We start from the raw sequence: 20697 nt of genomic DNA, 5'->3' as shown, positions 1-20697 counted from the left end.
CACTCATCATGACGACCGCTCCTGACGACGTTATCGCCCTCCTCCGCCGCCGTGGACGCGTAGCCAACCCCGCCGCGCTCGACGATCTGATGCGCGGTGTGGCGGCCGCCCCCGAAAGCCTGTCCGGGCCAGAGTGGGTCGAGCTGGTCGATCCGGCGGCTGATGCCGAATTGACCACAGCGCTGTCTACTTGGCGGGCAGAGCTTGCGGCCGCCGACGACGGGCTGCAGGCGAGCCCGGCGCCGGCCTCTCGCCTCGCCGATCTCCGCGCCGAACTGAAGCGCCGCGGCCTCGACGGTTTCGTCGTGCCCCGTGCGGACGAGCACCAGGGCGAGTATGTCCCGCGCCGCTCGCAGCGGCTGGGCTGGCTCACCGGCTTCAGCGGCTCGGCAGGCCTTGCCATCGTGTTGGCCGGCCGCGCGGCGATCTTCATCGACGGGCGCTACACGCTGGCCGTCCGCGACCAGGTCGACGTCGAGGCCTTCGTCCCGCACCAGATTCCCGAGCAGTCGGCGGAGCAGTGGATTGCCGAGAACCTGCCCAAGGGCGGCAAGCTCGGCTTCGATCCCTGGCTGCAGACGGTCGATGGCCACGATCGCTTCGCCCGCGCCTGCCAGCGTGCCGGCGGCAGTTTCGTGCCGGTAGAGGCCAATCCCGTCGATGCGGTATGGCGGGAACGTCCGCCGGCGCCGCTCGCGCCCGTGCTGCCGCACCCGGTCGATTTTGCCGGCGAGACCAGCGAGAGCAAGCGCGCCCGCATCGCCTCGATCCTGGCCGCCCGGAGCGCCGACGTCGCGCTGATCACCGCACCCGATTCGATCGCCTGGCTGCTCAACGTGCGCGGCGGCGACGTCCCACGCACGCCGTTCGCCCTGGGCTTCGCGCTGATCCATACCGACGGGCATGTCGACCTCTACATGGATCGCCGCAAGATCCCCGACCGCACCGTTGCCTGGCTGGGCAACGCCGTGACCCTGGCGCCGCCCGACGAACTGGGCGGGGCGCTCGACATGCTGGGCAAGCTCGGCAAGCGCGTCCTGGTCGAGACCTCGACGGCGCCCTACTGGGCCGCGACACGGCTCCAGGCCTCGGGCGCCACGCTGGTCCGCGACGCTGATCCTGTCTCGCTCCCCAAGGCCTGCAAGAACGCCGTCGAGCTCGAAGGCATCCGCACCGCGCATCGCCGCGACGGCGGCGCCGTCAGCCGCTTCCTGGGATGGCTCGACCGCGAGTCGAAGACCAGACGGCTTCGCGAGATCGAGGTGTCGGACCGGCTGCAGGCGCTGCGCGAGGAAACCGGCAAGCTGCGGGACCTCAGCTTCGACACGATCTCGGGCGCCGGCGCCAACGGCGCCATCGTGCATTACCGGGCGTCGGAAGCGACCGAGCGCAGGCTCGAGCCCGGCAGCCTCTACCTCGTGGACTCGGGCGGCCAGTATCGCGACGGCACCACGGACATCACCCGCACCGTCGCGGTGGGCACGCCGTCGCCCGAGATGAAGGATCGCTTCACGCGCGTCCTCAAGGGACACATTGCGCTGGCCAGCGCCCGCTTCCCGGTGGGCACGACCGGCTCGCAGCTCGACGTGCTGGCTCGCTCTGCGCTGTGGCAGGTCGGCCTCGACTACGATCACGGCACCGGGCATGGCGTCGGCGCCTATCTGTCGGTGCACGAGGGACCGCACCGCATCTCCAAGATGCCGAATTCGGTCGCCCTGCAGCCCGGCATGATCGTCAGTAACGAGCCCGGCTACTACAAGACCGGCGCCTATGGCATCCGCATCGAGAATCTGGTCGCCGTGAAGGAGGTCGAGATCGAGGGTGCCGACCGCCACTATCTCGAATTCGAGACGCTGACCCTCGCGCCCATCGACCTCGCCTGCGTCGAGCCCAAGCTCCTGACCGAGGCCGAGCGGCAGTGGCTCAACGACTATCACCGCAGGGTGCGCGATACGGTGGGCGCGACCGTCGATGACGCAACCCGCGCCTGGCTCGAAGAGGCGACCCGCCCGATCTGAGTCGGGACAGCGCGTCAGACCTGCAGGCCGCTCCCGGTGCTGCTCGTGAAATCGGGCTGGAAGATCATGTCTTCGAAGTCATGGGCGCAGCCTGTTTGACCGCCCTTGCGGGTTGGCCTGCAAAGTTCAAAAGGGCTGGCCAGCGCTGCCGCCGCCTCCGGCCGACAGGTTCAAGTGACGACCGAATCCGAGGCAACGTTCGGCGCCACAGTGGTGTTGGCATCCCATGGTCACATCGAACAGGCACTCGGAACCCACCCTTGCCCAACTGTTGGAGGCCGAACGCAAAGCGCGCGAGCGCTATGAACGCCTGGTCGGGTATCCTGAAGATATCAGGGCGGCGGCGCACGCGATCTGGATGGAGGCCGTGGAGACGACGCGCACTCATCGCGAGAGCTGCGGGTGTGAGCGCTCCTAGGGGCGCGACGCCACCGGCACTAGGGCGGCGGCGAAGCCGGCCCCGCTATTCCTTCGCCTTTATGATGCTGATACAGCCATTTGCTTCCATGTAGGCCGCCTTTACGGCGCTGCAGTCCTCCAGCCCGTTCTCGCGCAGCTGGGCCATGAGTTCGTCCAGGGTGACGAACTCCTTGCGCATGTTCCTGCGCAGGAGGCGGCCGTTCTCGATGAGCTTGAGTTTGGGGTCGCGGACCAGCCTTTCGAAGGCCGGAAACCGGTACTGCAGCCATTGGGTGACGAAACTCCAGAACAGGATCGTGGCGACCAGGATTCCCCCCTCGACAACCGACTGCTCATTGGGCGAGACGGCGTTACCCGACACCTCCGAAATCAGCACGATCACCAGAATGTCGGCCGTCCCGATGCCGCCAACCTGCCGTCGCAGCACGAGGCGCAGCATGACGAAAATCAGCAGGTACATGATCGTGCCGCGCAGCACGAGCTCGGGCACGGAATTGCGCGGCACAAAGATCGCCGCCCAGTCGATCTCCATTAGAGGCTCCAGCCTGAAGAATGCCGCCGGGACTAGGCCCGACGGGCCGCGAACCGGTTCCAGATGAACAGCACCACCAGCGCGCCGAGGGTCGCCGCGATGAAGCCCGCGCCTTGGTCGGCCCGGTACCAGCCGACCGCCTGGCCGATGAAGGTGGCGACGAATGCGCCGGCGATGCCCAGAAGGGTCGTGAGAAGGAAGCCTGCGGGCTTGTTCGGCGCCGAGGAAAGCAGACACGCGATGACGCCGGCCACGAAGCCGATGACGACGATCCAGAGCATCGGGTCCTCAGATCGCTTTGTCGAATTCGCCGGGGGACGGCAGGCGGCCGGTCGGTGTCAGCTCGTTGACCGCCCTGGGCAGCTCGTCGGCCAGGCCTTTCAACAGCTCCTCGCGCGGCAATCCCGTCTTCTCGATCAGGAAGGCGATCTGGTCCTCCGAGAGGACCTCGCTCAACTCCTCCGCGGCGACCTGCTTGTTCTGGCCGGTACTCACCCAGGAGTCGGCCACGTCACCCTTGCCGGCGCCCTGGAACTGCTTGAGGAGATCGCCCAGGCCGCCGCTCAGGATGCCGCCGAGGCCGCTCGCCCCTAACCCGCGGGCGAGCGGGCTGTTTCCCATCCCCAACCGGTCGAGAATGTCGGAAAGGCCTCCACCACCCTGCGGGGCGGCCTCACCGGGCTTGCCCGGCGTCCCTTCAGGCGGATTTGCAGAGGGTGCGAAGCCCTTTACGGCCTTGTAGGCAAGCAGGCCGAGCAGGGCCATCATGACGGGCGACATGCCCCCTCCACCGCCGCTGCCGCCTCGCGGACCGTTGCGCACTCCGGTCAAAACGTCGAGCAGGCCCATCGAGATCTCCGACATTGCATTTGGTGCGCTAGCAACGTTCAAACCGCCCGCGCGTTGCTAGTTGAGATCTACGGACAGTTCATGATCACCGGCTCTGCCTCGATTGCCGGCAGTGCCTCGGTCACCGCCGGCACGCCTCCCAAGTCGCCAAATAGGCAAAGCGGTTTTCGCTTCAGGTCTATGTCCCACACAAAACGGGACGTGTAACGCGTGATGGCACGCTCAGAACTGCCGCCATTTATGCCGGAGGATGTGGGCGTGTTTGACCAAACCTTACAGTGGGTGGATCGTTTCCTTAAGCCAGAATTGGCACGCTTGCGCTCCGGCAAGCGGCGTCTCGAAGTCATTTACCCCGATGAGGCGTCTGAACGCGAACGTATCGACCGAAACAATCCTCTAATTCGTTATGGCAAGTCCATCACGTCCCAGGTGGGGGAAGATGGTGTGATTGCCCACATCCTTGACCGGCTGGAGATAGCCGGCGGCTGGTGCGTGGAGTTCGGCGCCTGGGACGGCAAGTTCAACGCCAATACATGGGACCTCGTACACAATCGCGGATGGAAGGCCGTCTATATCGAAGCCAACGAAACGGCTTTCGCAAAGCTCGTCGAGAACTCCTCCGCCTTGCCGGATGTTTACTGCATCAATGAATTCATCGAAATCGATGGTCCTAAATCCCTTGACGCACTGCTTGCGCGGACTCCCCTGCTCAGGGATTTCGATTTCCTCGTCATCGATATCGACAGCAATGACTGGCATATCTGGAAGTCACTGCAGGGGTACCGTCCCAAGGTCGTGATGATCGAGTTCAGCGAGTTCTGCCCGCCGGAGATCTACTATGTGAAGGATCCGGTCGCGCCCGGACCTTCGTCGGCTTCCCTCTCCGCAGTCTGCGATCTCGGCAAGCAAAAAGGCTACGATCTCATAGCCGTCGTCGGTGGAAACGCGCTCTTCGTGCTCCACGAATACGCATCCCTCTTCGAGATCCGCGACAATTCCCCTCAAGGCATGTTCCGGTCATTCGCGAACACTCGACTGTTTCAAAGCTACGACGGCACCCTCTTCCTGGCCGGCAATCGGGAATTGATCTGGCGCCATCAACGCGACCGAAACGGGGAGATCAAGCGCATCCACGTGTCGGACGCTGACATCCAGGTCCTGCCGGAAGGCCTCCGCGTATTCCAACCCCGACTGACTTACAAAAACACCTTTCTGGAAGAGAATGCCGGCCGTCTGGACCGGTCCAGGATTCCATCCAATCAGTTGCTGGACTTCCAGAACAACGTGTCGTCCGAGTGCGGCGAAGACGGCATTCTCGCACATCTGTTCGACAGGCTGGGCGCAGCCAGTAGCTACTGCGTCGAAGTAGGGGCAAACGACGGCGTCCGCTTCTCCAATACCTTTGCACTCATACGTGATCGAGGCTGGTCCGGACTGATGATCGAGAGCGATGCCGCCGTCTATGGGAAGCTCGAGAATACCTACCGGGGGTCGGACCGGGTCCGAACGGTGAATGCAACGGTGGCCTCGACCGGCACCAACAGCCTCGGCAACCTGCTTGCGAGCGCTTCGGCGCCGACCGAGATTGATTTCCTCTGCATCGACGTCGAGGGCAATGACTACCACTTGTGGGCGAACCTCCGAGGATATCGGCCGCGCGTCGTCATGATCGATTTCAATCCGACGATCCCCAACGATGTGCTTTTCGTCCAGGAAGACAGTGCATTGAAGAACGACGGCGCCTCCCTGAGCGCTCTGATCGAACTCGCCACGGCGCTGGGCTACGAACTCGCTGCCGCGACGACCTGGAACGCCATTTTCGTCCGCCGTGATTTCTTTGATAGATTAGGGATCAACGACAACGTCCTAGACCAGATGTACTACCCGATCTTCGAGATGAGGGTGTTCTGGTCGATCAATTGCTATCTCCACATATCTGGCTGCGATCGCCTCGTCCGCCACAACTACGTATTCTCCCCCGAACAGATTCAGCCAATTCCAGCGAACGTACGCATCGTCCCGTACGCAAGCGCACTTGGCGGCGACGTCGTAAGCACGTTCTTGAATTGAGGTCGTCACATGACCGTTTACACAGACCTCACGGCACGCGCCCTGACTGTGATCAGGCGCAGCCTGCCAAAGCATCAATGGGACCAGGTAGCCGAGATGATCGCACGCGACCGTCACGGGATCGAGGCGCACCTTCGAGAAGAAACGCCGTCCTGCCACTTCGATGGGCTCATAGGCAATTCGCGGGACCGCTCGCATGTCAAAGTCCCTATGACGCTGCCCAATGTCGATGAGTTGCGCCGGTATTTCGACGATCAGCCTGTTCACAAGGGCGCCAATGCCTTGTCATTCGACGGTCGTGCGAAATCACTTGCTGCCGCACGGCAGGATTTCCCGCTGGCTGCCTACTCGGCTGAATCGGTCATTCGGGCCCCTGGTTTGATCGACACCATGAACGATCCGCGCCTCCTGCATCTGATCGAAGCCTATCTCGGATGCGTGCCAACTCTATATTCAGTCAACGCCTGGTGGTCGTTCGTCGCTCCGAAGCCGGAAATGACCAACGTGCAATATTTTCATCGCGACACGGACGACTGGCGGTTCGTGACACTCTTCATCTACCTCACGGACGTTGCTGCCGATGGAGGACCGCACGAGGTCGTGCCCGAGTCGCACTCCCTCGAGGGCATGAAGAAGCTGATCAAGGGTATCCCGTTTTGGCGTTCGAAAATGGACGTCGAGCGCAGCTTCGTGGATGACATGGGCAAGGACTTTTCTCTCGCCTGCGAGCAACATTTCAAGAATGCCGCGGTGCAATTGACCGGGCCAGCCGGATCGATGTTCCTCGTCAATACACTCGCCCTGCATCGCGGCATCGTCCCAACTCGCACGGACCGACTCGTGATATGGGCGCGCTACGGGCTTGGCCCGAACACGAATTCGGCCGACCTCGAAAGAGGTCCCTTAGGGATTCGCTTTGTACCGACCCATCTACAAGGTACGCTTCGCGATCGATACATCAACCGCCTTCTAATGGAGTTTGATCGGGCTGTTTAGTTCCAACCGTCGCCATTACAATACAGGCGAGAGCACACCCAACGTCTCCGTGCATTGTGCTCCTTAACCAAATAGAGCCAGTATCCTCTGCCAAAAGGACGCTTTTGTTTTCTTGGTATCCCAAGACGGAACAAATTTGCCGTCATATTGTGGGATTACTGATTCAGGAAAACGTCTGCCATCGGTAGGCCGCAGCAAGTGGTCACCCACCAAATCTCTTTCCATGTACTGTCTATAGGTCAGACGTCGACCCTTAACCTCCGGCACCAAGAGATTGAGCAGCTCATCGGATGGGACCAACGATTCGAACGTAGCGCGGTGCGCAAGGATTAGTTCGGCGGCACAATCGCTCAATCCAAAGATCTCAAAGAGACAGACAGCAACGATTAGGCTTCGCTTATTGGGGTTGGCACCAAGCAGGTCCCGCATATAGAGCGCATCCGCCCAAAGTACCTGCCCCTGCGTTGATGGACCTGCCGCGGGGCGGCCGTCATCAAAGTAGTTGGAATAGAGATATGGATACGGCAATGCCTTCTTGCTCAGTCGGTAGACATCTAGATCGTAGAGCTCAAATGATTGTTCCCGCAGATACTTCTCGACCTCCCAATATTCCGGACATCCGCAAAATTTCCTTGTGAAGCGCATTTCGGAGAGGATGCCCAGCAAACCGGGCAACAGATCTTGCGCACCCTGAAGGATATCGAGTTCAGCACCTTCAGCATCAACTTTGATGAAGTCCGCGGAGGAAAGACCAATCGATGATAACGCTGCGGAAAGCGTAGTGGTCTCCAGCATCGGCTCCGACATTACAGCTGCATTTTGACCTGCCGTGTAGCGATCAAAGTAGGTAGCGTCAGTACGATAAAATGAGCTCGAAGCGGAATAGTTGGCGACGTATACGGTCCGGCGATGGCTTTGAGCATCGAGTGCATAGGGCAGGTATTGCGTCCGGGGGTCAAGGGCATTGAGGCGCGCGCATTCGTCAGGGTCGAGATCAAAACCGACAATACGCAAATGATCTCCGAAGACAGACCAATACGACGCGACACCGCCGCGAGCGCCGACGTCCACGACAGTAAACGGTTGCTCCTTGAATGCGCCAGCTTCGACTAGAGCGGCCGTCATTCGTGGTGAGTAGTTGATGTGCAGACCTGACATTACGCAGAATTACCAGTGTGACTGAGTTATGGATAGAGGCTTGAAGTGTCCTGTTGGCACTTGACGACCGAGTGCAAGGCCACTCTGGGACCCGCACTCACTTCACAACACGCTCTAGATGTAAGACTTGGAGCGTTCCGCCTGGAAGTTCCGCCACTTGTCCGCGAGCGTCGATGCGCTCGAGAGGAGTGACGCCCCCGCGCCCAGATAGCTCGGACTCGACGTCGAATTGAGCGCGCGGTTGGTTTCCAGGACTCCCGTGTTGCCGACTCCGGCCACTTGGTAATCGTAGGCCTCGCGCGCGCCTTGGCGCGCAGGGCAAGGGCGTCAGCCTCACCCGCACCGGCCGTGTCGCCCAGTATGTATTCTGGCCATCGACCTGAGCCGAGACAGCCTCGCCTACGCTATTCGGAAGACGCGCGAGCGAGCTGTGTCATCGATCGAGTATACCCAGGCGGACCTCTTGAAGCTGGGCTCGCTCGACAGACAGTTCGACCTGCTCGAAGCCGGCGGAGTACTCCACCATCTAGCCGATCCATGGATTAAATGGCGGACTCTGCTATCGATACTTCGTCCTGGCGGGTTCATGTTTGTCGGCCTCTACAGCAGCATCGCGCGACAGCAACTGGTTGGACTGCGGGGATCCATATCGGCGCAGGGCTATGGCACGACCGCCGAAGGCGCCAGGACTTCATGACTGCAAGCAGTGGAGCTGGATCCGCAGACGGACATCCCTCCGATCTGTTCAGCATCAGCAGTTGCCGCGAGCTTCTGTTTCTTGTTCAGGAGCATCACGTAACGCTCACCGAGATCGGGATTTTTCTCGAGGAGAATGACATTACTTTTCTGGAGTTCGACGTCGGCCCCGGCTTTCTGCAATCATACTGAGCACGCTTCCAGACGATCGAGCAGCGACCAACCTCACACAATGGCACGATTTCGAGCGTGAGAACCTTGGATCGTTTGTCGGCATGTACCAATTCTGGATTCGAAAGAAGCAGGACTTCTAGGACTGCCTCTCGGCTAACCTTTCCCGCGTCGGCATGGATCGCAGTTCTGTGCGCTGGGGAAGGCGTGCGGGCCGTGATTGTGGATGTCGGCCGTGGCATCAGGGTCTTCTGGGGTAGACCGGGTCGAACGTCCGCGCGTCGGGATCTTGATGCCCTAACAGACGTGCACGGCCAATCGAAAAGGCCCGCCGCCCCCTCGGGGAAGAGGGGAACGGCGGGCCTCCAGACACCGAGTCGGCCGATCGAGCGGTCGCCCAGGATGCCTCCCGGTCGCCTCTGCGGGCGACTGGCGCCGACCATGCCAATGCAGTCCGTGTGAGTCCAGCGCTTAAAGATCGGCGTGCGGGTCGTAGTCGGACTGGATTGCGGCGGCGGCTACGCTCGTTCTGCCGCCCGCCTCGAATTGAGTCGCCTCGGGCATGTCCGCCACCGGATAGGCAAAGGTGAGCGCCAGTCCGTCGGCATTGTCGGGCGAGGACAGGCCGCGCTTCTTCATGTCCTCTTTCTTCTCGAGCCGCAGCGCGTTGTGCATATCGAAGCCGTATTCGCGCCCCGTCAGCTCGGCCTTCAACTCGGGATCGTCGGGTATGGCGCCGGTCTTCAGCCAGGCGCGCATGGACGCCCACATCTCGGCGGCCTTGTTGGCGGTGAGCGGCATGCCGTCGCCCAATGTGTAGCGGTCGGCGCGGCCGCCGAAGTTGACGCCGACGACGAGGTGGCCCGCCAGCATCTGGCGCACGCGGTCGACCACGCCAGCGCCGATGCCGCCTTCGTCGATGAACACCGCAGCCGCGCGATGCCGCAGCGCCTGTTCCGCCACCTTGCCGGATAGGACCATCAGGTCCCCAACGCGCAGTTTGATTGCGGGCACGGAGCGCGCGTCGCGGCCGCGGCGGAACCAGATGGTGCTCTGGTCGTCGCCGCCGCGCGCGCAATCGACGCCCATGACGAGCGGCTGGCGCAGGTGACTCTCGGCGGGACGGGCCGCCGCCTCTTCGACCGTCTCGCCGTCGATGAACTGCATGGCCCCTCCCCTCGGGAACTCGCCTTTCACGCGGACGCGGAAGAAATCACTGTCGTCGCCATAGTCGGCGGCCCAGCGCGAGATCTCGTTTTTGTCGGTGAGCGAGACCTTGCGGCCGTCGACCTGGTGGCGCTGCCAGCGATGCCGGAAGCGGCCGAAACATTCGCGGAAGCGCCCGGTGTTGCGCGTCGGATTACCGGTCGCCAACCACAGGATCTCGGTGTCACGATCCGTCAGCGCGCCCTCGATCGTCTCCCAGACCGGATCTGGAATGGCCGAGGCCTCGTCGAAGGCGACGAACAGGCGCCGTCCCTGGTTGTGCAGGCCGGCAAAGGCTTCTGTGGCCCGCAGGCTCCACGGCACCGCATCGATGCGCCAGGTCCGCTCGTGCGCCGGCTCCCTGCTGGCGATCGTGGTGGCGGAGATGTCGAACCAGTCGGCGCAGACCGAGAGCCGCAGCCACTTGGTGAGTTCCGGCCAGGTCTTGGTCTTGAGCTGGGTCGCCGTGTTGGCTGTCACGATGCCGCGCGTGTCGCGGAAGGTCGCCAGCGCCCAGACGATGATCCATGCCACCAGCGCCGACTTGCCGACGCCGTGGCCCGAGGCCACGGCGATGCGGATGGCATCGGAGATTCTGCCGAGCGATGAGCCGATATGCCCCAGCACATCGCGCTGCCAGGGTTCGGGCCCAGCATCCTTCTCCAGAACCGTCCCCGCCTCGCCCCACGGAAAGGCGAACAGCACGAACCCCAGCGGATCGTGCGCATAGGTGCCGACCTCGACGCCAAGCGGATCGAGGATGGGGGACGGCGAGGAAGAAGAAACCAGAACGTCTGCCAAGATGCCAGTTGCTGATGACCCGGACCTGCCTTTGCAAGCGTAAATCGAAGTCGCGGTTATCAATTGACGAGAGGTAGCCGGAGTACGACACAACAACCTATGCGATGCACGTATTCCTCCTGGCGCGAGAACCCACCGGCGGCCGTAAATGCTTGATCTCACACCGGCGGCTTGACGTCGATCTCTTCCAGACACTTGGTCTCTGGCTCGTAGGTCATGTCGCCAATGGCGGCGCCGATGCTGTTCATCGTGTCGTCGACATCCTCGCTCGCCACTCCATACTTGCTCGCCAGCCTATCGAGGACCGTCCGGATCTCGGCCTCCGCATCGAGCCGGTCGCGCCGCAGCAGGTCGAGTTGGTCACGCGGCGTAGCGGGACCGCCGAAATACTGAGCGATATCTTCCAGAAGCGTCCTCGCCGTTTCCATGTCAGTCACCTTTCCCTTTTTGACTCAATGACCGGACGCTGTGGTTGTTGCGTGACTGCCGCGGTCTCCATCAAGAATTGCACACCAACTGACAGACACAAAAAAGGGGCCCGACGAGCGGGCCCCTCCTTAGCTTCGTTCAGGACAGCTCAACCCGGCCAATTGGCACGCATCCGGTCGATCTCGGTCTGGCTGGGGCGGTACGGCGCGGCCTTGGGGTCGAAGTTCTTCCATCCGGCGGCGCGATACTCCGCGCCACGTGCGACGGGATCGATCGGGCTCGACGCGGCCAGGATTGCCTCGATGCGCGAGGCGTCACCGTCGGGCACGCGCGCGGTCACGAGCGTGCCGCCCCTACGAACAGCCTCCGAATAGACCTCGGCATGTTCCTTGTCGGTGCCGGCTTCGACCATCGCGCCGACGATCCCGCCGGCGGCCGCACCACCGGCTGCCACGGCTGCAGTAGAGGCCAGCCAGCCCGCCGCCACGACAGGGCCGAGGCCCGGAATGGCCAGCAGACCGAGGCCGGCGAGCAACCCGGCGCCCGCACCGACCGCGCCGCCGATGCCGGCACCCGCGGCTGCCTTGTTCACGTCATCGACGTCGGCATATTCGGCGCTGACATACTTGTTGGCGACGATGCTGACGTCACTGCTCGGGACGCCCGCCTTCTCGATGGCGTCGACGGCCGCACGGGCCTGGGCGTAGCTATCGTAGGCTCGGCTAACGGTTTTCATCTTTGAATTCCCTTTGTTCTTCGGTTTTACTGGTTGGCCATGACGACGTTGCCCTTGTAGTCGACGGCAACCTGGACCGGCTTGCCGGCGTGCTGCGCCGTGCCGCGCCAGATGCCGTCGCCGTCCTTCGTCAGGCCGGTCACGTTATCCATGCCCTGGGCGACGATGCGGTCTTTGGCCTGGGCCTCCGTGAAGGAGTTCGAGCCCTTCAGCGGCGCGCCGGCATCGGCCTGCTTCACCTTGTAGGTGTCCGCCTTGCAGGCAGTCATGAACTCGCCCTGCGTGATCGTGCCTTCGGTCGCAACGGTCATTCCGGCGACTCGCATGAAAGACATGTAACGAATGGCTTCTCCGCCCGAGACAGTGCCGTCGCTGTTGGTGTCGGCCTTCTTCCACATGTCCTGGCACTCGGCGTCCGTGGCAGCGAATGCGGGAGCGCTGGCAACGGCGAACGCGGCGGCCGCGAGGGCAAACATCTTCTTCATTTTCATTCCTCTCGAATGGGAGCTGAGCATTTCAGCCGCGATCTCAACGTGCCACGTTTCGATGGTTGCGGTTCGCAAACGAACGCTGGGCGGCACTTGGCTGGCAACTTCGCAAGGCGACAGGCGTTGCTTGCACACACAGATCCGAAGGGGGCTTTGATGACCAAGACTGAACTGCTCATGCAGGAACGCGACGACCTCCAGGCGAAGATCGCCAGCGCGCGCGAAACCAAGACCGAGTCCGATCGCGAGAGTTCGGACCTGAAGATGATGGAGCAGGAGCTGCTGGCGCTGGAACAGCGTATCGGCCGCTCCGGGAACGAGAAGGCTGCCGCTAAGGCAGACAAGCCGCGCTCGGATTCCGAGAGGATGGAGCGGAAGCTCGACGAGGCCCTGAAGGACAGCTTTCCCGGGAGCGATCCCGTCTCGACTATCGAGCCCACGCCCACTCCGTCGCGCTAAAACAACTCGACTTAGGCAAAAGCGCGACGCCTTACGGCGTCGCGCTTTTTCATTGTCTCGGTTTCGCTGTCTGTTCTCCCTCAAGGGAGGAACGGCCAAAGCCGGCCCCTCCCTTGAGGCGAACTATGCCGTTACCGGCTGGCTCTGGGTGAGCTTGTGTCCGGTGTACGAACGGGTCTGCGGCGCCGGCAGCTTGCCAACCTCCTTGAACTGGGTGAGGAGCTGGGCCTTGCGCGCTTTCATCCGCTCGCCGAGATCGTCGAGATCGACGCCGGCATCGCGCGCTTCGGCGAACAGCCCCTCCGACCGCATTTCCTCTTCCTTCACGTGGTGCTTGATAAGTTCAGACAGCACCTTGACCTTGGCCTCGTAGAATTCGTGTGAGGGGGTGCCTTGCAGAAGCTCGGCAATGAGCACCTTCGCCCCGTCATGCTCGACATAGGCTTCGTCGAGCAATTCCTCGTCCTCGATCTTGCCCTTGCACGCCGGATAGAAGATTTCTTCCTCGATCGTGGAATGCACCATCAGTTCGGTGCAGATCTGCTGGACGAGCGCCTTCTTACGATCATCCGTCCTGGCCTTTTCGAAGGATTCGAAAAGCTGCTCGACCTTGCGATGGTCCGCCTTCAGCAGCGCGACCGCATTCTCGTTCGTAGCCATGTTTTCTCCTCTAAAGCGGGATTCTGCAGATAAAAGCGAGCTCAGTTGGGCGCCAGGTTGGACAACCGGCGTGGGAAGCGATGCTGGGCCAGGTTGTCGAGCAAGAGCGCGACCAGCTTGTTGCCGCCCAGCACCACGCCTTCGGCTTCCGGGATCTCCAGCTTGGCGAGCAAGGCCTTGGCATCCCCCGCCGCCGCGATCGGCTTGCCGTGTCGGAAGGCCTCGTCAATGAAGCGCTGGCCCATTGGCATCGCCATCAGCCCATCGGCTACGCCGGGCGGGATGAGCACGGCGTCGTAGATCACCGACGGCGCGTTGGGCGCAGCGCGGTTGACGGCCAGCGGCTTTGTCGAGGCGTCGATCACGGCGCCGGCGGTCGGCCCGATCAGTTCGGGAACCTGCCCCGCCTTGGCGAGCTCGCTCACCATCGTCTTCACGATGGCCGAGTCGACTCCGTCGCCGACCAGGATCGCGATCTTGCGGCCCCGCACCACCGGCGGCGCCTTGTCCATCGAGAGCGCCGGCGAGCGCAGCTCGGCGGCCTTCGGATTGAGCGGCCCTGAGGGGGTCGGCGCGGACGGCGTCGGCGCCTCGGGCGTACCGGCCGGCGCGACTTCGATTCCGGTGGCACCGGAGACCATGTCGGCCAGTTGCGGAGAGATGTTGCACAGCAGCTCGTTCATCACGCGGTTCCGGACGCCCTGATCGACGACCATGTTGAGCTCGAAGGAGAAGGCGGCCGCGATATGGTCCTTCTCCCAGTCGCTCATGCTGTTCCAGAACATCGTGGCCTGGCTGAAGTGATCGCTGAAGCTTTCGCTGCGCTGGCGAAGCTTCGCGCCGGCCTCCTGCACCGCCACCGAGCGGAACGCGGCCGCGGCCGCGGCCGTCGGCGAGTGCATCGGGCAACCGCCACCCAGGCTGTTGGGGAAGTAGGCCACCTTGCCGGGGTTGATGGTATGGCGCCCAAACCCATCCCGTTGGTTGTTGTCCACCGGCCGCAGCGAGCGGTTGATTGGCAGCTCGTGGAAGTTCGGACCAACGCGGCGCAACTGGGTGTCGATGTAGGAGAACAGACGGCCCTGAAGCAGGGGATCGTTGGAGAAGTCGATCCCCGGAACGACATGTCCGGTGTGAAAGGCCACCTGCTCGGTCTCGGAAAAGTAATTGTCCGGATTACGGTTCAGCGTCAGCTTGCCAACCTTGCGGACCGGCACCAGTTCCTCGGGGATGATCTTGGTCGGGTCCAGCAGGTCGAAGTCGAACTTGTGCTCGTCGGCGGGCTCGACGATCTGCAGGCCGAGCTCCCACTCCGGATAGTCGCCCCGCTCGATCGATTCGAACAAGTCACGACGCTGGAAGTCCGGATCGCGCCCGCACAGGAGGTGGGATTCGTCCCACACCATCGAGCACACGCCCTTCACCGGCTTCCAGTGGAACTTCACGAATCGCCAACCGCCTTGGGCGTCTACCAGCCGGAAGGTATGGACGCCGAAGCCCTCCATGGTGGCCAGGGTACGCGGCAGCGCGCGATCACTCATGACCCAGGTCAGCATGTGGGCGCTCTCGGGCGTTAATGAGACGAAATCCCAGAAGGTATCGTGCGCCGAGGCCGCCTGCGGAATCTCGTTGTTGGGTTCGGGCTTCACCGCATGGATGAGGTCCGGAAACTTGTTGGCATCCTGGATGAAGAACACCGGCATGTTGTTGCCGACCAGATCCCACACGCCCTCCTGCGTGTAGAATTTCACAGCGAAGCCGCGCACGTCGCGCGGCGTATCGGCCGAGCCGCGCGAGCCCGCCACCGTCGAGAAACGCACGAAGACCGGCGTCTGGACCTTGGGGTCGCGAAAGACCTGCGCACAGGACAGCTCGGAAAGGTCTTCATAGACCTGAAACACACCATGTGCCGCCGTACCGCGCGCATGCACGACGCGCTCCGGGATGCGCTCGTGGTCGAAATGCGTAATCTTCTCGCGCATCAGGATGTCTTCGAGGAGCGTCGGCCCCCGGACGCCCGCCTTCAACGAGTTCTGGTCGTCGCTGACCGCGACGCCCTGGTTAGTCGTCAGCAGATTGCCCGGCGGCATCGTGTCGGGCTGGATCGAACTGGTCTTGGCCGTTTCCTGTCGTCCCGCTTTTTCCTGGTCGAGGGGCGTATCCTGACCTGCCGTGCGCGGGGAGGGAGGCGCCATGGGGGACGATGCAGGCTTCTTGGCCATAGGAAGTTCCGATCAGTTGTGCGTGGTGAGTCCGCCTGCAACGGGTAGTCTTCGGAACGGTTGCGCTAGCGGCGGTCGATTCCCCCCGCATTGGGCTTGAGCGCCGGCGAGTCGCTGAACACCACCATGAACAGCTCTCGAAACAGCAACGATACGCTCGAATCGGTGGGCATCGCTGCTCGTGTGGTAGCCGTCGTCATCGACATCGCCATGTCGTTTCGGCAGTAGACGGCGAAGAGGTTAACCACACCGGGACGACCAGGCTTGAAGCGTGTGGTTCCCTTGCAGACGCTGTCGCCATTCAGGTCGTTGGCCGCGTTGGAAACCAGCACCAGACGATAATCCGGTCGCGGCTCCTCGCGTGGCGCGTCGTAGGTGAAGGTGAGCGCAGGCCGCGGCTTGGCCGCCTGCATGACGGGCAACAGGCCCGCCCCCGCCTGCTCTGGGAGCAGCGCAGGAAATGGGTTGCCTGCCAGGACGACCCGGAAGTGTTTGCCGTCGCTGGCCGTCCAGAACTCCTGAAAATCGTATTGTACCGCATAGTAAGTGCCGCCGATCGTGGCTGCGGCGGCAGGCGCGACGGAAAGCGCGGTGGCGACGGCCGCCGCAAATGTCATTAGAAAGCCGACGGTGGTTCGCATCGTATCCTCGCATGAGTGGGAGGAACAGAAACTATCCGCAACCGCCGGGAAGTTCCGTCTGCCCGCGTACCTCGAATGCGCTGTATATTCTTCCCGCCGCGCTGATCCGCATTGCCCGCCCCGACGTATCGCGCGTGCCGGCCTGCTAGACGTCCCCCCAACGCAAAGTCTGTTCGGCAGCGCTGCGCTCGCGGTCGCGGCGGCGCCGCCCGGCATAGCGATTGTCCGTCTCGCCGCCGACCGTCACGAGCCGCTCATGCGTCGCCGAGTTGAGCCCGAACGTACGGCGGCTGCCCCATTCGCAGTCACTTCCGATACTCGCCCGCGCGGCAACGAGATCGGCCACCCTGTCGCGATCCTTGTCGCTTTCGAACGCGCAAAGCACCACGCTGCCACAGCCGACGCGCGAGGTCGTCGCCGAATAGCGACTGCGCAGTTTCAGACGCGTACATACGCGGCTCACCAGGTTGACGCCCTCACGCAGACGCTGGGAATCGAACGGGTCGTCGGCGATCCTGCCACCAAAGAACGACGGGTCGAGTTCCGCAACCAACAGATGCGCCCGGCGCGGGTGGCACGCGAGGTCTACCCATGGAACTTTCGGCACGGTGGTCTCCCGGCAGCAAGAACGAGGGCGACCAGCATGGCAGGCTCGACTACGTCCCGCTGTCCGGCGACAAACGAAACTACCAGCGACGCAGGAGGTCCTGGGTCGTTGTCGCCTCGACCTGTGAGGAAAAGCGCGCCCCGAACAGGGCGACCACGGTATGGTGCGCGCCATCGCTGGTGCTGCACAGCGCGTCGGTGGGGAGCACGACGCGGAAGCCGAGGTCGATCGCCTGCATCACGGTCGCGAGCACGCACACATCCGTCTCGCCCCCCGTCACCACCAGGGTCGTGATGCCTCGCCGTTTCAGTGCGGAGGCCAGCCCCGGACGGCTGAAGGCGGAATTGGCCGGCTTGTCGACCTGCCGGGCCGGCGGGACCAGACGCGCGAGCGGGCCGACCAGATCGAGCAGGCCTGGATCGAGCGCCTCTCGCGTCATCTGCGGCCAGCGTTCGTAGTAAGCGCGCCACGCGCCCTCGGCCACGCTCGGCGTAGCGGGTGGAGCGAAGCGGGTGAAGATGGTGTGCGCGGCGTGCCGGGTGGCGATCTCGACAACCGCGGGCAGCACGTGCGGCAGCCATGGCACCTGCCACGCGGTCTCGTCGGCGAACAGTCGCTGCATATCTATGCAGAGATGGATCGTCGCCGCAGCTTCGAGCGGAAAGGCAGCGTCTTTCAGTCCTGTCCCCAGCGGTGACGCTGCTCTTCCGACTCACGCGACGCGGCACGAGCGCGCCGGCCTGCACCGCGTCCGTCCGGTGGTCCGGCAATGGCGAGGAGAGATACGTGCTTGGGATCGTCGAGCTGGAAATGGCGATGACCGCGCCACAGCGAGGCTTCGATCTCCCGGCCGCCCGTCAAGTCGGCCAGTCGCAGGAAATCTTGCAGCTCCGTCACCGCGCACTGGATCACCAGCATATTCCCTTCTCGCGACGGCTGAACGGCGAATGGGCCTTTGAGCTTGAGGTGGCTGCACGTGCGGACGATCAGATTGGCCGCGAACCTGAGGCGCGCGCTGTCAAAGGGATCATCCTCGCGCCGGCCGCCGGCGAAGCAGGGCGTGAGTTCACCGACGAGAAGGAACGCAGTACCGGGAGAACTGGCAAGATCGGTCCAGGCGAGACGAGGCATCGGCAATGGCTCCTCGCGTGGGCGATCTAGGGCTCGTTGCCCGCGACAGGCGCGAGCGGAGCATTTGTTCGGGTCCGGCGATTCCGAACGCGTTCGGAAGCTGGCGGAGTCTCACGACGCTCGCGGAGAAGACGGTCCGCAAGCGACTGGCGACGGCGCACTTCTCCGAGAGCACGCAGAGACGCCACTTCGGAGCCCAAGCTCACAGGAACGATATCGGTAGGCAACTTCCCCCTCCTCACGCTGGCTGGAGCGGGTGGACGGACCCGCGCCATCCTGCCAACGGGGCAGCACGAGGGCGGTTGCAAGGCAGTCGTGATAAATCAGCGGCAAGCTCAGAAGGTCAAAACATCGCGCAGGTCGAGTCGAACCGCTACTTGCTCAGGTCGCCGATCTCTCCAATGGAACCGGTCTGGCCGGCTCCGGCGACGCCGTTGGCCGGCCGCATGACGTTGCGCAGCGCCTGACGCAGTTCTGCGGCAGTCATATCGTCATGCAGACCGGGCAGAAGCGCCAGACCGTCGGGGATCGGTTCGACATGTTCGGCGGCGCGTATGCACTGCACGCCGGCCTCATAGCGCTCTTCACGCAGGGCCTCTATGGCCGAGAGGATGTGATAGGCCTCCCGACGATTCGGATTGCGCCTGAAGCGTTCCAACACCAGCACGAAACGGTGGATACGCTGGCAAAGTGTGAGACGTGTCGCTTCTGCCAAATCCGTCATGACCTCACCACTATCTCAACAAGGGTGAGCATCCAAGCATTACGATGCATCGCGATGATATGCGGCTCAACGAACTGTAAACTCGTTGCTTCAAGCACGCAAATTGCTGACGCGTAGATCGCCATTAGTTACATTATCTGTGAAGATTTCGGCCTAATTGGGGCAAAGCGGGATCGTGACCGTGCAATGCAACAGATCGCGCAGACTTGCGTAGTCCCCACAAGCACCGACATGGAGGCATTGAATGGCTAGGGAAATTGCGATCGCGGGGCTAGACGGCACGCTCGAGGTCAATGAGGACGGCGAACTCATCTACACCAAATCGGGATTGGAGACCGAGGTGCTGAAACCCGAGCAGGCGATCGAACGTTGGCCAAGCGCCGAAAGGCAGATTCGACAGGTCCTCGCCACTTTGGAGTAGCATCCTGCAACGTCACGCGGCTTAGCGGCCCCTCACATGAAGTCTTCGCCTTCCATGGCTAACGGGACGAGGGTCGAGCGCACCGTCTTCTGGACTAAGGCCGGGGCCGCAACGAAGCCTGCCTTCAAGGAAACGTATAACCTCACGAGGGGCACGGTGGTGAGTGAGACGGACAATTGCGACTTCCCCCATTCCCTGACTCCCGTTCGGGATGGCAACTTTATTGGATTTGCGCACTGCGCATATCAACAAACGCTGCCATCCCAGACCGAGTGAAGGACCTTTCAGCTTCTTAGGAACGCCAACTGTCCGGCCTTTCTAGGTCATCTGAAATTGCCCTGAAGTGGGACCGGGGAAGGATGCCTGACGTCCGCAGGTTGTGCTCGCCCCCTCTTCGATCGCGCCTAGGCCGACTTGGACTTGAGTTCCTCGAGCTGCTGGCGGGCGCCGGCAATCATGCAGGAGAGATCGGCGGTCAGCATCACCATGTCGAAGCCGCGCTTCACCGCACCGGCCGCGAACGGCGCGGCAGCGCAATGCATGACGCACTTGATGCCGGCCTTGTGGGCAGTCTCCCGGATCTTGTCGCAGGTCGCGATGTGCAGCGGGTCGGGATTGTCGCCGCGCGGCGTCAGGCCCAGCGCGAATGAGAGATCCGCCGGGCCGATATAGACGGCGTCGAGGCCCGGTGTCGCGCAGATCGCCTCGAGATTCTCCAGACCCTCCTTGGTCTCGATCATTGCCATGACGATGATTTCGTCATTGGCCTTGGCGACGTAGTCGGCGCCGCCATAATGAAGGGCGCGCACCGGGCCGGAGGAACGCATGCCCACGGGCGGATAGCGGCAGGCAGCCACCGCCTTGGCGGCTTCCTCGGCATTGTTCACCAGCGGAACGATGATGCCGTAGGCTCCGAGGTCCAGCGCTTTCATGATGGCGGCCGGCTCGTTCCAAGCCACGCGCACAACCGGCACCGTGTCCGTCTGCGAGATCGCCTGAAGCATCGGCGCCACGTCCTTCATCTCCGACAGCCCATGCTGGAGGTCGACGCACAGCGCGTCGAAGCCCTGCCGCGCCATGACCTCGGCGGTGAAGGTGTTCGGCACCGAGAGCCACCCCAGCGTCGCGCATTTCCCCGCCGCCCAGATTTCCTTGATCTTGTTCTTTCGCATGGCCGGACCTTTCATTCGTCCCTTGAGTCTCAAAGCCCCGGCATTGGGCACGAACAGGCAGCCTGCATCAAGGCTCCAGAGCCGCTGCGC

The 20697-nt window shown here is 62.8% G+C and carries 23 protein-coding genes; 6 read left to right on the top strand and 17 right to left on the bottom strand.

What is annotated here, in order from left to right; genetic code table 11:
- Window positions 1-8 precede the first annotated feature (8 nt).
- Window positions 9-2018, top strand: a complete 2010-nt coding sequence (locus tag ACQY78_RS24705; RefSeq protein WP_428680058.1) for an aminopeptidase P family protein — start codon at window positions 9-11, stop codon at window positions 2016-2018.
- Between the two features lie 463 nt (window positions 2019-2481).
- On the opposite strand, the gene ACQY78_RS24700 is transcribed toward ACQY78_RS24705, so the two are convergent.
- The 3 genes from ACQY78_RS24700 to ACQY78_RS24690 are packed head-to-tail and all read right to left on the bottom strand — an operon-like array spanning window position 2482 to window position 3819.
- Window positions 2482-2970, bottom strand: a complete 489-nt coding sequence (locus ACQY78_RS24700) for a DUF421 domain-containing protein (RefSeq protein WP_428680055.1) — start codon at window positions 2968-2970, stop codon at window positions 2482-2484.
- A gap of 32 nt (window positions 2971-3002) precedes the next feature.
- Complete coding sequence (locus ACQY78_RS24695) at window positions 3003-3251, bottom strand: GlsB/YeaQ/YmgE family stress response membrane protein (RefSeq protein WP_428680052.1); 249 nt, start codon at window positions 3249-3251, stop codon at window positions 3003-3005.
- Between the two features lie 7 nt (window positions 3252-3258).
- Complete coding sequence (locus ACQY78_RS24690) at window positions 3259-3819, bottom strand: YidB family protein (protein ID WP_428680049.1); 561 nt, start codon at window positions 3817-3819, stop codon at window positions 3259-3261.
- Window positions 3820-4032: 213 nt separating this feature from the next.
- Here ACQY78_RS24690 and ACQY78_RS24685 point away from each other — a divergent pair, with 213 nt between their 5' ends.
- The gene (locus ACQY78_RS24685) at window positions 4033-5889 is read left to right on the top strand and encodes a hypothetical protein (protein WP_428680046.1); all 1857 of its coding nucleotides are present in this window, start codon (window positions 4033-4035) and stop codon (window positions 5887-5889) included.
- 9 nt (window positions 5890-5898) lie between these two features.
- Window positions 5899-6885, top strand: coding sequence for a hypothetical protein (locus tag ACQY78_RS24680; RefSeq protein WP_428680043.1), 987 nt, complete (start codon window positions 5899-5901; stop codon window positions 6883-6885).
- 63 nt (window positions 6886-6948) lie between these two features.
- Here ACQY78_RS24680 and ACQY78_RS24675 read toward each other — a convergent pair whose 3' ends face one another.
- Window positions 6949-8043, bottom strand: a complete 1095-nt coding sequence (locus ACQY78_RS24675; RefSeq protein WP_428680041.1) for an FkbM family methyltransferase — start codon at window positions 8041-8043, stop codon at window positions 6949-6951.
- A gap of 364 nt (window positions 8044-8407) precedes the next feature.
- On the opposite strand from ACQY78_RS24675, the gene ACQY78_RS24670 reads away from it, so the two are divergent.
- Window positions 8408-8740: a class I SAM-dependent methyltransferase gene (locus ACQY78_RS24670; RefSeq protein WP_428686490.1), complete on the top strand. Its 333-nt coding sequence runs from the start codon at window positions 8408-8410 to the stop codon at window positions 8738-8740.
- On the opposite strand, the gene ACQY78_RS24665 is transcribed toward ACQY78_RS24670, so the two are convergent.
- The 5 genes from ACQY78_RS24665 to ACQY78_RS24645 all read right to left on the bottom strand — a co-directional run bounded on the left by ACQY78_RS24665 (window position 8704) and on the right by ACQY78_RS24645 (window position 12567).
- Window positions 8704-8922, bottom strand: coding sequence for a hypothetical protein (locus tag ACQY78_RS24665; protein ID WP_428680038.1), 219 nt, complete (start codon window positions 8920-8922; stop codon window positions 8704-8706). The two genes, ACQY78_RS24670 and ACQY78_RS24665, sit on opposite strands and share 37 nt — an antisense overlap.
- 459 nt (window positions 8923-9381) lie before the next feature.
- On the bottom strand, window positions 9382-10917 hold the full coding sequence (locus ACQY78_RS24660) for a terminase (protein ID WP_428680035.1): 1536 nt from the start codon (window positions 10915-10917) through the stop codon (window positions 9382-9384).
- 158 nt (window positions 10918-11075) lie between these two features.
- Window positions 11076-11345: a hypothetical protein gene (locus ACQY78_RS24655; RefSeq protein ID WP_428680032.1), complete on the bottom strand. Its 270-nt coding sequence runs from the start codon at window positions 11343-11345 to the stop codon at window positions 11076-11078.
- Between the two features lie 149 nt (window positions 11346-11494).
- The gene (locus tag ACQY78_RS24650) at window positions 11495-12082 is read right to left on the bottom strand and encodes a hypothetical protein (protein ID WP_428680029.1); all 588 of its coding nucleotides are present in this window, start codon (window positions 12080-12082) and stop codon (window positions 11495-11497) included.
- A gap of 26 nt (window positions 12083-12108) precedes the next feature.
- The gene (locus ACQY78_RS24645; protein WP_428680026.1) at window positions 12109-12567 is read right to left on the bottom strand and encodes a hypothetical protein; all 459 of its coding nucleotides are present in this window, start codon (window positions 12565-12567) and stop codon (window positions 12109-12111) included.
- 159 nt (window positions 12568-12726) lie between these two features.
- Between ACQY78_RS24645 and ACQY78_RS24640 the strand changes: the two genes are divergently transcribed.
- A complete protein-coding gene (locus ACQY78_RS24640) occupies window positions 12727-13029 on the top strand; it encodes a hypothetical protein (protein ID WP_428680023.1) in 303 nt (100 codons plus the stop codon).
- A gap of 123 nt (window positions 13030-13152) precedes the next feature.
- On the opposite strand, the gene ACQY78_RS24635 is transcribed toward ACQY78_RS24640, so the two are convergent.
- From ACQY78_RS24635 to ACQY78_RS24605, 7 genes are all read right to left on the bottom strand, one after another.
- Window positions 13153-13689 (bottom strand): hemerythrin domain-containing protein, encoded by a 537-nt coding sequence (locus ACQY78_RS24635; protein ID WP_428680020.1) that lies wholly within the window; start codon window positions 13687-13689, stop codon window positions 13153-13155.
- 41 nt (window positions 13690-13730) lie between these two features.
- The gene (locus ACQY78_RS24630) at window positions 13731-15884 is read right to left on the bottom strand and encodes a catalase (RefSeq protein ID WP_428680017.1); all 2154 of its coding nucleotides are present in this window, start codon (window positions 15882-15884) and stop codon (window positions 13731-13733) included.
- Between the two features lie 92 nt (window positions 15885-15976).
- Window positions 15977-16552, bottom strand: coding sequence for a hypothetical protein (locus ACQY78_RS24625; RefSeq protein WP_428680014.1), 576 nt, complete (start codon window positions 16550-16552; stop codon window positions 15977-15979).
- Between the two features lie 145 nt (window positions 16553-16697).
- Entirely contained in the window at window positions 16698-17159 is a 462-nt protein-coding gene (locus tag ACQY78_RS24620) for a hypothetical protein (RefSeq protein ID WP_428680011.1), read from the bottom strand.
- 79 nt (window positions 17160-17238) lie between these two features.
- Window positions 17239-17799 carry a cysteine hydrolase family protein gene (locus ACQY78_RS24615; protein WP_428686488.1) on the bottom strand — a complete coding sequence of 187 codons (561 nt, stop codon included), beginning with the start codon at window positions 17797-17799 and terminating at the stop codon, window positions 17239-17241.
- Between the two features lie 35 nt (window positions 17800-17834).
- Window positions 17835-18290: a hypothetical protein gene (locus ACQY78_RS24610; protein WP_428680008.1), complete on the bottom strand. Its 456-nt coding sequence runs from the start codon at window positions 18288-18290 to the stop codon at window positions 17835-17837.
- Window positions 18291-18663: 373 nt separating this feature from the next.
- Window positions 18664-19014 (bottom strand): hypothetical protein, encoded by a 351-nt coding sequence (locus ACQY78_RS24605; RefSeq protein WP_428680005.1) that lies wholly within the window; start codon window positions 19012-19014, stop codon window positions 18664-18666.
- A 244-nt stretch (window positions 19015-19258) separates the two neighbouring features.
- Between ACQY78_RS24605 and ACQY78_RS24600 the strand changes: the two genes are divergently transcribed.
- Entirely contained in the window at window positions 19259-19435 is a 177-nt protein-coding gene (locus ACQY78_RS24600; protein ID WP_428680003.1) for a hypothetical protein, read from the top strand.
- Between the two features lie 404 nt (window positions 19436-19839).
- Here ACQY78_RS24600 and ACQY78_RS24595 read toward each other — a convergent pair whose 3' ends face one another.
- Window positions 19840-20607: an HpcH/HpaI aldolase family protein gene (locus tag ACQY78_RS24595; protein ID WP_428680000.1), complete on the bottom strand. Its 768-nt coding sequence runs from the start codon at window positions 20605-20607 to the stop codon at window positions 19840-19842.
- Window positions 20608-20697 lie beyond the last annotated feature (90 nt).

It is taken from the genome of Reyranella sp. (assembly GCF_965279625.1).
Classification (GTDB): Bacteria; Pseudomonadota; Alphaproteobacteria; order Reyranellales; family Reyranellaceae; genus Reyranella.
This window is presented reverse-complemented; position numbering and strand designations above follow the sequence as displayed.